This is a genomic window from Pseudoalteromonas phenolica, from assembly GCF_005876835.1.
Taxonomy (GTDB): Bacteria; Pseudomonadota; Gammaproteobacteria; order Enterobacterales; family Alteromonadaceae; genus Pseudoalteromonas; species Pseudoalteromonas phenolica_B.
Genome location: NZ_PPSW01000023.1, coordinates 1 through 15,483 on the forward strand (window position 1 = coordinate 1; position 15,483 = coordinate 15,483).

The following is a 15,483-nucleotide window of genomic DNA, read 5'->3' on the forward strand; positions in this document are numbered from 1 at the left end:
TGATTTAGTTGCGCAGAACAACATTCCCATTTCTTTGTATAACTAAACCTGATACCGGAGACCTTACCTCGTAGGTATTTAAACTTTCATTCGATTCAATAACAGCTAGAAGATCTCCTTTTTTTACCTTATCTCCAATAGTGTAATTAATCGTCTTTATAACGCCATTGTATCTAGCGTTTATCTGAAACAGTTGCTCTACCCCTATGGTTGTCTTACCATAAACAGAAATTTCTTGATTAAGTCTTCTAGGTGATAACCTAGTTGTTTCTATGCCTACTTTTTCCGACATCTCGTTTTTTATTTTACTTATACTCTCTTCGGAGTCCTCATCACTTGCCCAAACCAATTGAGACAGCGACGAAATCCCTACAAAAATAAATAATGCAATTAAATAGTTTTTCATTTTTTTTCCTAAGTAATTCGATTATCGGTCGAATTAAAAATCAATTTTTAAATTAAAGTGATAACGCTTCATTCGTTAATTTTTCAATCTCGGCCCCGTAAAACAAAGCAGCAGAAGCAGCATCAATCAGCGTGCGACGAGCGTTTAGTAGTTCTTGTCTAGCTGATACATAGTCAAGATAGCCATTACGACCTTTTTGATAAGCAATTTGGGTATCATCTAGTGCCTGATCTAACATTGGAATTACCGACTGTCTTAGTGCATTTGTCGTCAAAATAGCTTGCTGCCTATTCGAGTATGCTCGCAGCAAATGATTTCTAAGCTTTAATTTCGTTACATCTTTTTCAATGGCAACTTGATCACGCTCAGCTAAGGCACTCGCGATTGCTCCTGAGTTTCGCTTGTCAGCAAATAACGGTAGGCTAAAGCCTGCGACTAAGGCAGTATCATTACTTTCTTGAGAGCGTCTAACCCCTACAGACCACTGAATATTGGCAGTTGACTCAGTTCTGGCTAAACGCAACTCAGCTTCCTTAAGTCGCTCCTCATTGGCGTAAATTTGAATGGCAGGATTTGTTTCTAACTTTGCAAAAAGCGTCTCAAAATCACTATCATTTCCAAATTGAAATAAATCACCTGTTACCTTCGAGAAGTTCAGCGTTGATTCTCCCCAAAAAGCGGCTAAAGACAGCCTTAAATATTCTAGGCGTTTCTTTTCTGATTGAGAGGTTAGCTTAGCTTGGGCAATCGCTGCCCTCGCTCGCTTTACCTCAGCATTAGGGGTTGCTCCTGCACGATTACGTTCATCAACAACATTGAATGCTTCTTGAGCTAGACTTAACGCATTATCGGCTAATAAGACTCTTTCTTGTGAAGCGAGTACCTCGATAAATTGTTGAGTAACTTGAGCTATCAAATTTAACGCCTCAACTTCCGTTTTAGCATTCAACAGCTTTTTAGAATTAGAAATAAGTCCAATTCTTGCAGAACGCTTATCTCCCATTTCAATCACGGAAGAAAGAGCAATCGTTAATTCAGCACTATCAAATTTATTGAAGTCACCTGAACCTGCAAAGTTCTCAGCTTCTACTTCAAGCTCAAATGCCGGATTTAAGCTTGCTGTTTGTTCTTGTCCTATTAAAGCTTGTTGCTTGAAATCAAATATTTTTAACTCTGGATTTTGCTTGAGTGTCCAACGTATTGCCTCTTGCAGGTTAAGCTCCTTTTCAAAAGCGTTAACATTAAATGTTAAAAGCGAAATCATTAAGCACGCAAAATATTTATATCGAGGTGTTATACACCTCACCTTCGCTACCTTTCGGTGCGGTGATACATTAAGTCTCATGTATACTTTCCTATTAATTTTATTCTATAAAACTGTGGGTGTAGAAGATGGCTCTACCTAATTTTCGGGGTAATCTAAGCTAGTTTTGGTGGTCGAAATGGCAAGGATATATAACCTTTTTGCTCGCTAGAAACTATGGTCTCAGCAAGAGGAAAATCAATCACTTGGTTAGGCTCGGAAGGCACATCTGTATATATGAATAATTGGCAACAACAAAAATTGCACTCATCTACTAACGAGCTGCTATTCTGGAGCTGAGTAAGCTCCGTAGCTTCTGTTGATTGCTCTAAAACATATGAAGAATTAATTGGCGTAAAAAAAGAAAGATCATCAAAATCATTCGGCGAACAAATCACAGAATGTGCTGCGATTAATAGCAGCATCACATATGTTAAATATGTTGTGAAACTAGGTAAGCGTAGAAAGGTCATTGCAGGTCTAACATGCTTTAATCAATCTAACTGTCCCTAATACAGTAGGAATAGCATCTTGTTCATAAACGTTGACAAACCCCGCTTCTACTATCAATGACGGGAGGTATCCATCCACATTATCTTTTGTCGTTTTAAAACCATCTAAACATTGAACTATTAAGAATAATGCTCGTTGTAAAATGGAGGTCGGCTTGCCCCAATCAGCAATGTACAATGCCCCGCTCGGTTTGAGCGTTCTACGAATTTCTTTTAGTGTTGCTATTTTATCTAAACGAGTAAGGTGGTGAAAAAACAAACTCGAAACAGCTATATCATAAGAGTTTTCACCAAAAGGCATTTCTTGACCAAAACCTTGTATCAGCGAAATATTGAGTTCTTTCTCACTGAGTTTTTTTCGAAGAATATCTAATGCTGTTTGGTCAGCATCCAAACCTGTCACCTTAAAATGAGGAAAATTTTCAGCAATTGTTTTTGTTAATGTTCCTGTACCACAGCCCACATCTAACAGTTCATTTCCTTTGGTTTGAGCTATTTTCTTCACAATTAAACTTTTAAAAAATTTTTCTCGTGTAGTAATTGCAACGATTCTGTCATAGTAACGAGTCAACCAGTGAAAACGTAACGGAGGTATATAAGGTGTATTTTTTTTCATTGTAAATTTCCCTGTCTTGATACTGAATACGTTGCTTTCAAACAGTCATGAATAATGGCTATTAGTACTTTAACTGTAGAATTCGGCGTGCGCCGTTCAATACAACAAGGGAAATTATTAACCCGATAACTAAGTCTGGATAACGGCTATCTGTCAGCGTCACGAGAAGGCCAGCTAAGATAACACCAACATTTGCAATAACGTCGTTGGCTGAAAATATCCAACTCGCTTTCATATGAGCACCATCTTCTTTATTTCTATAAATTAAAAACAAACAAGCTACGTTAGCAATTAGTGCAACCCCACCAAATATCATCATCAACGATGAAATCGGTTCACTCCCATAAATAAAACGTCGAATTACCTCACTTAAAGCTCCAAGCGCTAAAATAACCTGCAATAATCCAGATATATGTGCTGCCCTTAATTTCAGGCTAACTGTCTTACCAACAGCATATATAGCTAGTCCATACACAGCAGCATCCGCAAACATATCCAAAGAATCCGCAATGAGTCCGGCAGATTGAGCAATAACTCCGGCGACCACTTCAACAAAAAACATAACTCCGTTAATCAATAACAGCCATCTAAGTGCTGACATTTCACTTGCTTTGTTTGATTGATCTAACTTTCTCGCTCTTGCAGCTTCTTTACTGCAACTTTCACTTGTTGATTCTAGTGAAGCACCTAAATTGAGAGATTGCAGTTTGTTAGTAATCTCATCCAAATTGTCATCATGGAAAACTTTAACTAACCGACTGGGGATATCAAACTGCAACCCAATAGTTGTGCTAATTCCTTCTATAGCCAGTCGAATTAAACGCTCCTCAGAAGGACAATCCATTTGGGAAACCTTAAAAGTACTGACAAACTTTCCGCCAAAATCATCTGAATCGATGTGGTTATTATTCAGGTCATTGCTAGCTGGAGAGGACTGACATTGCCCAGAGCATTTTTCTGACATAAAATCTTTCCATTAAATATTTTGCACTAGTGTAAACTCTATACCAACTATAGAGTCAAGAATCTTTATCTAACAATAGATTTATAAAAAGTAATTGTTTGAACTTGACTGAAATCACTAGCTCCACAGAAAACTATATGCTAACGTTTATATGTTATATTCCCATTAGGTAGTCACTTTGAACTTGGCTGTTGCGCTTAAATTACTGTTAATAGTTTCGATTGTGTTGCAATCGATAACTGCTGTCGCGTCTGCAACTTCACAAAGCCACCAAATAGATATTGAACACATACAAACCCAACATGATCACAAAAGTGATTTTAAAATTTTTGACGACAATTCAGATGAAAAAGCAGGCCACGACATCAAAGATTGTCATCATTGTGGTCATTGTAGCGGCAGCCACTTATCTTGGATATTAATTAGCAATTCAAATAGTGCAACAAAGTTATATAACAACAACCTAATACCTTATCAATTCGATCAAACAAAAGAATTTTTAGACGCTATATTACGCCCCCCTATTTCTTAAATTTGTAGATTTATAACCATCCATTCATCGATTAAAAATCGGTAAATGGGTTGATGTTTATTAATTAAAAATTTAAGAAGTCCTATGTATAAATATTTAAAAAATACAGGCGTATGCCTGTCATTTTGCCTGCTTGTAAGCATTTCAAATGCCGCTTACAGCAAGCAAAAAAGTGAGTCGTGGTTAGACACACAAATAAATAAAGATCCCGAAATAATTGAAGCAAGAGAGTTGTTAATCGCAAGCAATCATCATGCAAAAAGCTTAACTCAGGCAATATATAACCCTGAGCTTGACGCAAGTTTTGAGAAAGAAGGTGATTTTAATAACTATTCAATCGGTTTGAGTCAGACCATTGATTTTTGGGATAAACGCTCTGCCAATACGTCAATTGGCGAGATAACTCTTTATGCCAGCCAGCAGCACTTATTGAATTTAATCGATTCAAAAAAGGCCGATGCGTTAATTGCTTTGACAAATTGGCAATCAGCGAAAGATACTGCACAGCTATCTACGGAGAGAGAAGGTCAACTGCAAACCTTACTTAGTATTGTGGAAGACAAACAAAAGGCGGGAATACTTGAGCCTCTAGATGCTGAGCTGGTTTACTTAAACTTGTCTCAAGTTTTTAGTGAAATAGCTGAATATCAAATAGAGCTAAAAAATGCTGAGGTTAAAGTTAAAGAGCTGCTGCCTGATTGGACACCAGAGTTAGCCAGTAAAATCTCTATTGATTTCGATGTTGAAAACTATTCATACAAAGCTGAATGGATTGAACAACACCCCCAAGTACAATTGGCTAAAGCAAAATGGAAAGAGCAACAAGCTAAAGCACAACTAACAACCATAGAGAATAAAGCTAATCCCACCATAGGGATTAGCGCAGGAAAAAATAGTGACGATAATATCGTTGGCTTAACATTCTCTATGCCTTTGAATATCAGAAATAACTATTCCGATGCTACTAAAGCGGCATATTCAGAAGCCGTTGCTGCGGAAGCTTATTTCCAATCCATTTATCGAAAACGCTCTTTTGAAGCTCAGGCCAACTATGAATCCCTCATGATCAGTAAAAAATACTATCAGCGATGGCAAAACCTTATGCAAAACCGAATTGATAATAGCGCGAGGTTGCTAAACGCTCGTTGGGAGGCTGGAGACATCAATACTTCAGACTATCTAATAGCGTTGAGCCAAAGAGCTGATGGATTGCACTCGGGCATTCAACTAGAAAAACAATTTAGACTCTCTGAAATAGCCTTCATTTGGAGCATGGGTCAATTATCTAAGTTTAAGATTTAATTAGTTAAAACGGCAATTAGAAATCTTAAACGTTAAAAGAATATAGGTAAAAAATGAATACATTATTTAGCAAAAAATTATTAGCAATAGTAATTAGTGGACTTTTTTTAGGTGGGACATTAAGCGGTGAAGTGTATGCTCTACAAGTAAATACAATTGAACCTGTAACAGCAAATCCCAAAAAACATAAACACGAACACTCGGAAAGTGAAGAAAATCATGTAGAAGAAGGCCATCAGGAAAATGAAGGCAACCATTCTGAAAAAGACACAGAACATGACGAACATGGTCACGACCAAGAGAGCAAAAATAAAGAAACTGAAGAGGAACATGAAGAAGGTATTACTCTAAGCCCTCAAAAAATGTCACTAGCCAATATTAAAGTTCAAAGCATAAGACCTGATTATCAATTCAGTACAATCTATGCGCCCGGAGAGGTCAAAGTAGATGGTTATAGCAGCTATGTCGTTTCTCCCCGTACCGAGTCAGTGATAATAAGCAGACATACTGCACTCGGTGAACACGTAGAAAAAGGACAAAAGCTGGTCACCCTATTTAGTGAAGCAATGGCTCAAGCTCAAGCTGACTACTTGATTGCGTCAACTGAATGGCAGCGAGTAAAGAAATTAGGCAACAAAACAGTAAGTGAAAGTCGTTTACTTCAGGCTCAAACCACATTTAACGCCACATACGGAAAACTTATCGCACTAGGGTTAACTGAAAAAGCGATAAAAGACATATCAAATAAAGACATAACTTCGTTTGGCCAATATTCGCTAGTAGCTCAGCGAGAAGGAGTAGTTTTACAAGATGACTTCACCCAAGGCCAACGAGTCGATGCGGGTGATACTATCATGCTTTTGGCAGATGAAAATAAGCTGTGGGTGGAAGCTAAAGTATCACCCAACAAAAAGCTCAATCTATCAATCAACTCTCCGGCAATAGTTAAATTAGAAGGAGAGGATTATAAGGCAAAAGTTATTCAGGAAGCCCACACGATTGATCCCATCACTAGAACTCGAATCATTCGCCTAAGTGTTAATAATGCAGATGACAATCTCCATTCAGGCATGTTTGTTAAAGTATATTTTCAATTTGCCACTGAACAAAAAGTTATGGCTGTTCCAGAAGAAGCTTTAATTAGAAGTGCGGACGGAGACTGGACCGTCTTTGTTGAGGATCATCCCGGTGAATTCAAAGCGAAAGAGGTTGAGTTAGGTCGTGCACTAGGTAATTTCAGAGAAATTTTTGGTTTAGAAAGTGGTACTCGTGTGGTAACTCAAGGAGCGTTTTTTGTTGCTTCTGAAATAGCTAAAGGCGGATTTGATCCGCATAACCATTAAGGAGAGACGCTATGTTTAATAAAATTATAGATTGGTCTGTAAACAACCGACTCCTTATATTGATTGCCTTATTTGCCACTATTGTTGGCGCAATAATGGTGATCCCCAAACTGAACTTAGATGCTTTCCCAGATGTAACCAATGTTCAAGTCGCTGTTAACACTGAAGCACCGGGGCTTGCAGCAGAAGAAGTGGAACAACTCATTACTTATCCGATTGAAGCGGTCATGTATGCGTTACCTGATGTTGAACAAGTACGTTCAATTTCCAAAACAGGATTATCTGGCGTTACTGTCGTCTTTAAAGAAGGGACAGATATCTATTTTGCTCGGCAGCTCGTCTTTGAACGGCTTCAAGCAGCAAAAGAGTTGATACCTGACGGTGTAGGTACGCCTGAAATGGGACCAAATACGTCTGGGCTAGGACAAGTATTTCAATACTTGCTCGTGTCAGATAAAGACGCAGGATATGACTCAATGGCATTAAGAAGTTTAAATGATTGGATAATTAAATTGCTCATTATGCCAGTCGATGGTGTCACCGACGTCTTATCTTTCGGCGGAAACGTTAGGCAGTATCAAGTTAACGTAGATCCATCTAAGCTCCTTGCATATAAATTATCACAAGAAGATATCGTTAAGTCGCTTGATAGTAACAATGCCAACGTTGGCGGTTGGTATATGAATCGAGGGCAAGAGCAACTTGTCATCCGAGGAACAGGCTGGTTCGAAAGTGGTGAAGCAGGCATTAGCAACATTAAGCAAGTACCTGTAAAAACCGTTGATGGTACAGTCGTGACAGTTTCCGATATCGCCAAAGTCGAATTAGGCAGTGAGATTCGACAAGGTGCGGTCACTATGACCCGAAAAACAGCAGATGGAAAGGTTGAAAACTTGGGTGAAGTCGTATCAGGCATTGTGCTAAAACGTATGGGTTCAAATACAAAAGCAACCATTGATGGTATTAACGCAAGAATCCCTTTGATCAATCAGGCGTTACCTAACGGTGTTCGCTTCGAACCCTTCTATGATCAAGCTGATTTAATCGAAAAAGCAGTCAGTACCGTAGTAAATGCACTCTCACTTGCCTTTATCTTTATTTGTATCGTACTAGCACTTTTCTTAATGAATTTAAGAGCGACTTTTCTTGTCCTTATTTCGATCCCTATTTCAATAGGCATTGCGCTGATGATAATGGCTTGGTGGGGTATATCGGCAAACCTTATGTCGCTAGGTGGCATTGCGGTAGCAATTGGTATGCTGGTCGATGGCTCGGTTGTGATGGTTGAAAACATGTTTAAACATTTAAACCGACCAGACGCTACTCATAAACAAAATGTGCAAGAACGCGTACCAAGTTCTGATATTGATCCACATGCTGTAGAGCAAGACGATCATGGAATTAAATTACGACTAAAACAAGCAGGGAAAGAAGTTGCAAGACCTGTCTTTTTTGCTGCATCTGTCATTTTGGTAGTGTTCTTACCTTTGTTTAGCTTTGAAGGCGTAGAAGCCAAACTCTTCCAACCGATGGCTGTTAGTATCATTTTGGCTATTATTTCGGCCATTGTAGTTGCTTTATTTATCGTTCCTGCACTTGCTACTTATATGTTCAAAAAAGGAGTGAAGGAGAGAGAAAGCTTTGTACTTAAACCATTAAATAACCTTTATAGAAAAGGGCTTAAGTTCGCACTTAAACACACCAAATTAATTGTATCAGCATCCTTAATAATGGTTGTGTCTGCATTTTCAATCGTGCCTTATATTGGCACAGAGTTCGTTCCAGAACTGGAAGAAGGTACAATTAACTTAAGGGTTACACTCGCTCCTTCTTCAAGCTTGGATACAGCATTAAGTGTCGCACCTATCTTGGAGGATAAATTGATGGCATTTCCTGAAGTAACCTATGCGCTTAGCCGAATAGGACGAGCCGAAATCGGAGGTGATCCTGAGCCTGTTAATAATATTGAAATTTATATAGGTTTAAAGCCAGTCGCCGAATGGACCTCTGCCTCGAATCGCTATGAACTGCAAAATAAAATGGAACGTTCTTTAGAAGAGTTTCCGGGTCTTTTACTCAACTTTTCTCAACCTATTGCGACACGAGTTGACGAACTATTATCTGGTGTAAAAGCACAATTAGCGATAAAACTTTTTGGCCCAAATCTAGACATATTGGCAGCTAAAGGGCAGGAAATTGAATTGGCAATCAAAGACGTTGAAGGCGCTAGAGATGTCGCTCTTGAACAAATCGCTGGTGAAGCTCAGTTAGTTGTAAAGCCTAACAGACAAGAGCTTTCTCGCTTTGGCCTTTCTGTCAGTGATGTTATGGAAATTGTACGAGATGGCATTGGTGGTATAGAAGCAGGACAAATCATCAACGGTAATGAGCGTTATGATATATATGTGCGTATAGAAAAAGAATATCGTAGTAATAAAGAAGCTATTTCTGATATTCGCATTCAGTCTCCAACAGGGGCTTGGGTTCGTCTGGGTGATGTAGCAACTGTCTCCTTTGAATCTGGCCCACCACAAGTGAGAAGAGACGACGTGCAAAGGCGTGTTGTTATCCAAGCCAACGTGCAAAATAGAGACATGGGTAGTGTTGTTACCGACATCAGTAAAGTCATCGCAGAAAAGGTTGATTTGCCTGCTGGTTACTCTGTTTCAATAGGTGGTCAATTTGAAAGTCAACAACGAGCACAACAACGGTTAGCTATAGTGGTTCCTCTATCTTTAGCCCTAATTGCTCTTTTGCTTTACTTCGCATTTGGCTCAGTTGGTCAAGCCATGTTGATTTTAGTTAATGTCCCATTAGCTGTTATCGGCGGTGTTTTCTCCTTATATTTGTCTGGGCAATACTTGTCCGTGCCAAGCTCCGTTGGCTTCATTACACTATTTGGTGTTGCCGTGTTAAATGGTGTGGTTATGGTTGAGAGTATAAACCAACGAATTAGGGATGGCTTGGATGTTGCCCAAGCAGTATTTGAAGGAGCAACTTCGCGTTTAAGACCTGTTCTTATGACAGCAATAACATCTGCATTAGGTTTAATACCGATGTTAATGTCAAATGGTGTAGGAGCTGAAATACAACGACCACTGGCAAGTGTTATAGTTGGTGGTTTGATAACAGCAACATTACTCACATTGTTTGTTTTGCCTGTTTTATATCGCTGGTTCTCCAAAAAGAAAATTGAGGAGTTATCCCGCTAATTCAATTTTCATCAATTGTGAAGCTTCCGAATCAAGGAATATGAATTGGAAGCTTCACTTTATTGCTATCACTAAAAAGCTAGCTATTACGTAAAATTACTAATCTGATCGAATATTGAATTTGTTGAAGTCATTCTAGACTCCTTATTTTCGTTATTTAATGAATTTTATTTCGAGACTTTAGTTGTTCCCTCATTTCTAAAACTCGATCTGCTGAATAAGCTCCTGCTCTCATAACAACCAGTTCAACAAACGAAATATCAATTAACTTATGGTCAGCATCAATCACATAACAACTCCCACTATGTGTGTATATTTCTAACTTATCCTCATCAGCAGTTTTGCTAATAATTAGCCCATTTGCCATAAGAAACAGGTTACAAGGTGGAAGTTCAGAGCGAATCAAGTTCGTTTGGTCTGAATACTTGTCTCAAAAAGAATCAATAATTGAAGAAGAAAATGACATTGAATTACCAGCAGAAATAGCTGAAAAATTGGAGAAGAACCAGCAAGCGACTATAACTCAACTTCAAAAGCTAGCAATAGAAAGCTACAAACTTGCACAGCAAGTAGCGGAAAAGAGAGTTAAGTCTACTATTGAAGACTATCAATCTAAAATTATCAAATTTGAAGAATCTGAAAATCAAGCAAGTCTCGCTATTGAATCTGGTGATAAAAAAATTGATGATTTGGAATCTGAAATTGATCTTTTGCAATCTCGAAACGAAGAGCTAGTCGCTGAAAACTCCCGACTGCTTGGATTATTAGAAGCCAATGAAAGTCGTATCAAACAACTTGAAGTGAAAGAAGTAGCGTTAGATCAACTCCAGAGGTCTTATGGGAAATTAGAAGGACAACTTGAATTGTTGAAAAGATAGGTAATGGTAAATATTAAGTGTAAATTCAGCTAATCTTAAGTTTAACGCGATACTCTGAACAATATTTATTCAAAGGCATATTGCATTGAAAGTTTTAATTATCGAAGACTCTACATCACTAAGGCGAAGCTTAAAAGTTGGGCTATCAAACTTAGGTTTTACCGTTGATGACACAGGAGATGGCTCCGAAGGTTTGAGTATGGTATTAGCTGGTGACTATTCTTTACTGATATTAGACTTAATGCTGCCTTCAGTAGACGGTACGTCGATATTAAAGGCTATTCGAAAAGCGGCTATAGATATCCGTGTTTTAATTTTATCCGCGAAAGATCTTACAGAAGATAAAGTTGAGGGATTACTTAACGGTGCTGATGATTATCTCACCAAGCCCTTTTCTTTTGACGAACTACATGTCAGGTTGCTTTGCTTAATGCGCAGAGGTAGTTTAAATGTCAACGATAGCACGATCAATATTGGTTCAATATCTTTAGATTTACATTTAAAATTACTCAAATGTGGTGAAACCGACGCTAACCTAACACCCAATGAATATAAAGTTGTTGAGTGCCTATTTACCAACCAAGGAAAAGTTATTTCACCTGAAAAACTTAGCGAATATCTTGCAGGGCAATATGATGCGATTGCGAAAAACTCTTTAGAAGCTCACCTTTCATCTGCCCGTAAAAAAGTTAAAGCGATAGGATATGAGCTTCCCATTAAAACCAAACGAGGTTTTGGTTACTTCGTAGAGAGTCATTAGTGAATTCAATCCATAAAAAATTAAGTCTCTATTTATCTATTTCAATCTCGATACTTTTAGTGTCAATTTTATTAGCAACGGATATTAGTGTTGATACTTGGATCAGCGAACAATTCGACCGTGCGATGATTAACAAGGTAGGGTTACTAGAAACTTTAGTAGAAGAAGATGAGGAAGGGTTAGAATTTGATTTCGCTGGTGAATTTATGCCCGAATTTGAAGGAAAAGAAAATCCTGAATACTTCCAACTTTGGTATAAAGAAAAAGTGTTTGAACGCTCTGATACCTTAGAGTTTTTTGAAATAAAAGATCTCCCTAGACTGAATGTAAAACTAGACGGGTTAATTATTCAAGACACGGTATTACCGGATGGTCGAGATGGCAGAATGCTTTATACAAAGTTTTTACCTCAGATTGATTCAGATCTTCGAGAGACACTTGGAGTTAGCAGAGAAGAGTTTGCAAAAAATCAAAAAACTATGGAGTTTGCTTATGCACTAAGCAGAGAAGAGTTAGACTATGTTCTTTGGTTTGTTGATATCATTTTTATTGTCACTTCGATACTTGCCGTTTTTGCTGTCAGAAAAATCGTCACGATTGTTGTGATAAATAGTTTAAAGCCCATAGATGATTTTAATAATCAACTCAGTAAGGTCAGTTTGAACTCTGATAACCTAGCCGTGTCTGTCAAAAACTTACCTCAAGAACTTGTACCAATTGCAAATGGTGTTAACCAATTTATAAAGGAAAACCATAGCTTATATATGCGGGAACAACGTATAACCTCTGACATTGCGCACGAATTAAAGACCCCTATCGCTGAGCTTCTAAGCTTGAGCGAAGTAGCTTTAAAGTTCCCTCATGAAAAACAAATTACTGATCATCTTGCTAACGATGTGTACGAAATATCTTCTCGATTAAAACATATTGTTAATAGCATTATGTTATTACAAAAAAGCAGTAGTTCGCGTGATTTACCCAAGAGCGAAGTGGACATAACTGAACTACTCAGTGATATTATCAGTCGAGAGAATTTAAGCCGTAGAGAAGTAAAAATACAGCACCAAGTAAATCCTGTTATTGTTGAAACGAATCGATTTGCTTTAGATACTGTGCTTTCGAATTTAATCAATAATGCATTTTTTTACAGCCCCAATGACACAGCGATTGAAGTATTGATATCAAAATCATCAGACGAAAAAGCAGTCATAGAAATTTCAAATATCAGTAATCAAGAATGCCAACAAGCGGATTTACAGTCTTTTTTTGATCCTTTATGGCAAAAAGACGAATCTCGAACATCAACCGAGCGCTTTGGCTTAGGGTTAGCAATCGTAAAATCCTATTGTAATAAATTAGGTGCAAGCGTTTCCGTAACGCTCGTTGACAGGACGATAACCTTTACTGTGTCGCTGTGATGAAAAAGCTCCTTAATCTCATTCTGGTTTCACTTAGTTTAACTCATTTAGGCATTAGCTTTGCAGATGAAGCTATCATTGATAATGTTCTACCGTGGCAAACAGTTAAACTAAACACCACTAGTTACCAAGTTATTCCACAAACACTCACAAAAACAGAATGCAACTTTCATTACCAAATTTTAACGACTGAGTTAGGTATGTATCTAAGAGTTTTTGCTCCAACGAACACACCATTAAGAGTTAGAACTCAGGAAAACGATACACTGTTTACTAATGATCACATCCAAGTAATGTTGGATATGAACAACACTGGGCAAACCAGTTATGTATTCTCGGTCAATCATCAGGGTTATTTTTATGATGGCATATATAAACAGAATAAAGAGTTAGATTTAGACTGGGATAGTCAGTGGCAATTTAAAACCAAAATATCTACCAATTCATGGAAGGCAGAAATTTACATCCCTTGGTCTTCTATGTCTTTCTCAATTCAAGATCGCAATGAATTTGGTCTATCAATTAATCGTTTTGATGAATCTACCAATGCAACCTACTCCTCTATTCCAGCAAATAGTTCAATGAATAGCTTTTTGACAAATTTCAGCAAAAAAAAGGTTAAAATAAGCAATCAATCAAGCCTAGATATTTTTCCATACATTTCAGCGAATAAGGACATTGCAAACAATAAAAATGCTGTTGACATTGGTGCTGAAATATTCTGGAAACCGACGAAAAGCCAACAATTAAGTGCAACTATCAACCCTGATTTTGGGCAGGTCGAGTCTGATGAACTGGTCGTAAATTTTTCAGCTATTGAAAGCTTCTTTTCAGAGAAACGACCTTTTTTCAATGAAAACCAAAGCATATTTGATGTTGCAGGTCCAGAGACCCTTAGAGTAGTTCATACGCCAAGAATTGGCGGGGATTCATATTATGATGATGATTATTCAGGCGAGTTGGATGCTGCATTAAAATACACGTTTAGTAGTAACCAAATGGATTTTGGGCTTATATCAGCTTTTGAAAATTCTAATACAGGACAAAAAGGCCGCGATTTTTGGTTAATGAGAAGCCAATATCATGTTGATTCTAATACCTTAGGTGCATCTATTAATTGGGTTACCACACCAAGTATTGATCGTGAGGCAATTATTATTGAATCTGATTTTAATTATGCATACTCAGAAGATACTGAGCTAAAATTAGGTATTATTAGATCTGAAATAAAACAAGACACTTCAACAACGAATGACTTAGGTTGGTGGATCACTGGCAGCACAGAGCCATTGGAACAACATAGCCATGAATTCAGTCTTTTCAGCTATGGGAAAGACTTACAGTTAAATGATATAGGTTATGTTAAACGCGTAAATCGTAAGCAATTTGAGTATCAATACCAATATAAGATCCCGAATTTAAATTTATGGTCAATTAGAGATATCTCATTCGCTGTAGAGACTGAAATTAAAACAAACCATCAAGGTGAAGAATTACCCCTCATTGCTGGAGGAGGAATCGAACTTGTTACAGACACTGAGTTTGAATATCAGTTTTCTGTTGAATACGGCTCTTCGGGTTACGATGATTTACTAACTAGGAGAAATAATTCCGTTTGGTTACCTTCATTTTATATTTCAGAGTTAGAAATAGATTCTCCTGAATATAACTGGGGTACATTTGGTGTGGAACTTGAGCTTGGTACTGAGGGAATATCTGGTCGCTTTTACAATATTGAAAGCAGCATTGAACAGCAGTTCAATGACAATATCTATTTTGTGGTAACACTGTCTCAATACAACAGTAACAGTTGGCTTGATTGGGATGAAGATAATATCATAAATGAATATAATTTTACTGAACAAGGAATAGAGCTTAGCCTTGACTATCAAATTAGTGATAATCATGAATTACGTCTTAAATTTGAGTCCGTAATAGGCAAAGCACAGCACATAAATCAATATCACGTCGGAACCGATGGTAGCTTGAGTTCTATTGGTCATCTGGAAGACTTTTCATTTGCCGAAAGCGCTTTTCAACTTCGCTATAAATACGCTTTAAGTAAACTCACTGCATTTTATCTCAGCTATGGGTTTGGTGGAGAGTTTGAAGATGATATAGCTAAATTTGGACAACGTAATTTATACAAGAAAGCTATCGAAACTCAAGACGATCACAATATATTCGCTAAAATTCGACTTCATTTTTAATCCTAGCTCGATTTTATAAAGATTGTA

13 protein-coding genes are annotated in these 15,483 nt (G+C 37.6%); 8 read left to right on the forward strand and 5 right to left on the reverse strand.

Going from position 1 to position 15,483, the window contains the following annotated elements; translation table 11 throughout:
- Positions 1 to 4 precede the first annotated feature (4 nt).
- The 4 genes from C1E24_RS14210 to C1E24_RS14225 form a co-directional block, all read right to left on the reverse strand.
- On the reverse strand, positions 5 to 406 hold the full coding sequence (locus C1E24_RS14210) for a biotin/lipoyl-binding protein (protein WP_138482542.1): 402 nt from the start codon (positions 404 to 406) through the stop codon (positions 5 to 7).
- Positions 407 to 458: 52 nt separating this feature from the next.
- Positions 459 to 1,751: a TolC family protein gene (locus C1E24_RS14215; RefSeq protein WP_138482544.1), complete on the reverse strand. Its 1,293-nt coding sequence runs from the start codon at positions 1,749 to 1,751 to the stop codon at positions 459 to 461.
- Positions 1,752 to 2,189: 438 nt separating this feature from the next.
- Entirely contained in the window at positions 2,190 to 2,837 is a 648-nt protein-coding gene (locus C1E24_RS14220; RefSeq protein WP_138482546.1) for a class I SAM-dependent methyltransferase, read from the reverse strand.
- Positions 2,838 to 2,898: 61 nt separating this feature from the next.
- Positions 2,899 to 3,801, reverse strand: coding sequence for a cation transporter (locus tag C1E24_RS14225; RefSeq protein WP_138482548.1), 903 nt, complete (start codon positions 3,799 to 3,801; stop codon positions 2,899 to 2,901).
- A 223-nt stretch (positions 3,802 to 4,024) separates the two neighbouring features.
- Between C1E24_RS14225 and C1E24_RS14230 the strand changes: the two genes are divergently transcribed.
- The 4 genes from C1E24_RS14230 (at position 4,025) to C1E24_RS14245 (ending at position 10,190) form a co-directional block, all read left to right on the forward strand.
- Positions 4,025 to 4,333, forward strand: coding sequence for a hypothetical protein (locus tag C1E24_RS14230; protein ID WP_240722027.1), 309 nt, complete (start codon positions 4,025 to 4,027; stop codon positions 4,331 to 4,333).
- A gap of 84 nt (positions 4,334 to 4,417) precedes the next feature.
- Positions 4,418 to 5,635, forward strand: coding sequence for a TolC family protein (locus C1E24_RS14235; protein ID WP_138482551.1), 1,218 nt, complete (start codon positions 4,418 to 4,420; stop codon positions 5,633 to 5,635).
- Between the two features lie 53 nt (positions 5,636 to 5,688).
- Complete coding sequence (locus C1E24_RS14240; RefSeq protein WP_100912751.1) at positions 5,689 to 6,978, forward strand: efflux RND transporter periplasmic adaptor subunit; 1,290 nt, start codon at positions 5,689 to 5,691, stop codon at positions 6,976 to 6,978.
- 11 nt (positions 6,979 to 6,989) lie between these two features.
- Complete coding sequence (locus C1E24_RS14245) at positions 6,990 to 10,190, forward strand: efflux RND transporter permease subunit (RefSeq protein WP_100912750.1); 3,201 nt, start codon at positions 6,990 to 6,992, stop codon at positions 10,188 to 10,190.
- Between the two features lie 157 nt (positions 10,191 to 10,347).
- On the opposite strand, the gene C1E24_RS21040 is transcribed toward C1E24_RS14245, so the two are convergent.
- Positions 10,348 to 10,557, reverse strand: a complete 210-nt coding sequence (locus tag C1E24_RS21040) for a hypothetical protein (protein WP_240722028.1) — start codon at positions 10,555 to 10,557, stop codon at positions 10,348 to 10,350.
- Between C1E24_RS21040 and C1E24_RS14250 the strand changes: the two genes are divergently transcribed.
- The 4 genes from C1E24_RS14250 to C1E24_RS14265 all read left to right on the forward strand — a co-directional run bounded on the left by C1E24_RS14250 (position 10,499) and on the right by C1E24_RS14265 (position 15,456).
- Positions 10,499 to 11,068: a DNA-binding protein gene (locus C1E24_RS14250; RefSeq protein ID WP_138482553.1), complete on the forward strand. Its 570-nt coding sequence runs from the start codon at positions 10,499 to 10,501 to the stop codon at positions 11,066 to 11,068. The genes C1E24_RS21040 and C1E24_RS14250 overlap by 59 nt on opposite strands.
- Before the next feature lie 85 nt (positions 11,069 to 11,153).
- On the forward strand, positions 11,154 to 11,828 hold the full coding sequence (locus tag C1E24_RS14255; RefSeq protein WP_138482555.1) for a response regulator transcription factor: 675 nt from the start codon (positions 11,154 to 11,156) through the stop codon (positions 11,826 to 11,828).
- Positions 11,828 to 13,246 carry a sensor histidine kinase gene (locus C1E24_RS14260; protein ID WP_138482557.1) on the forward strand — a complete coding sequence of 473 codons (1,419 nt, stop codon included), beginning with the start codon at positions 11,828 to 11,830 and terminating at the stop codon, positions 13,244 to 13,246. Before C1E24_RS14255 ends, C1E24_RS14260 begins: the two co-directional genes overlap by 1 nt.
- The gene (locus C1E24_RS14265; RefSeq protein ID WP_138482559.1) at positions 13,246 to 15,456 is read left to right on the forward strand and encodes a DUF5916 domain-containing protein; all 2,211 of its coding nucleotides are present in this window, start codon (positions 13,246 to 13,248) and stop codon (positions 15,454 to 15,456) included. The genes C1E24_RS14260 and C1E24_RS14265 overlap by 1 nt, the downstream gene beginning before the upstream one ends.
- Positions 15,457 to 15,483 lie beyond the last annotated feature (27 nt).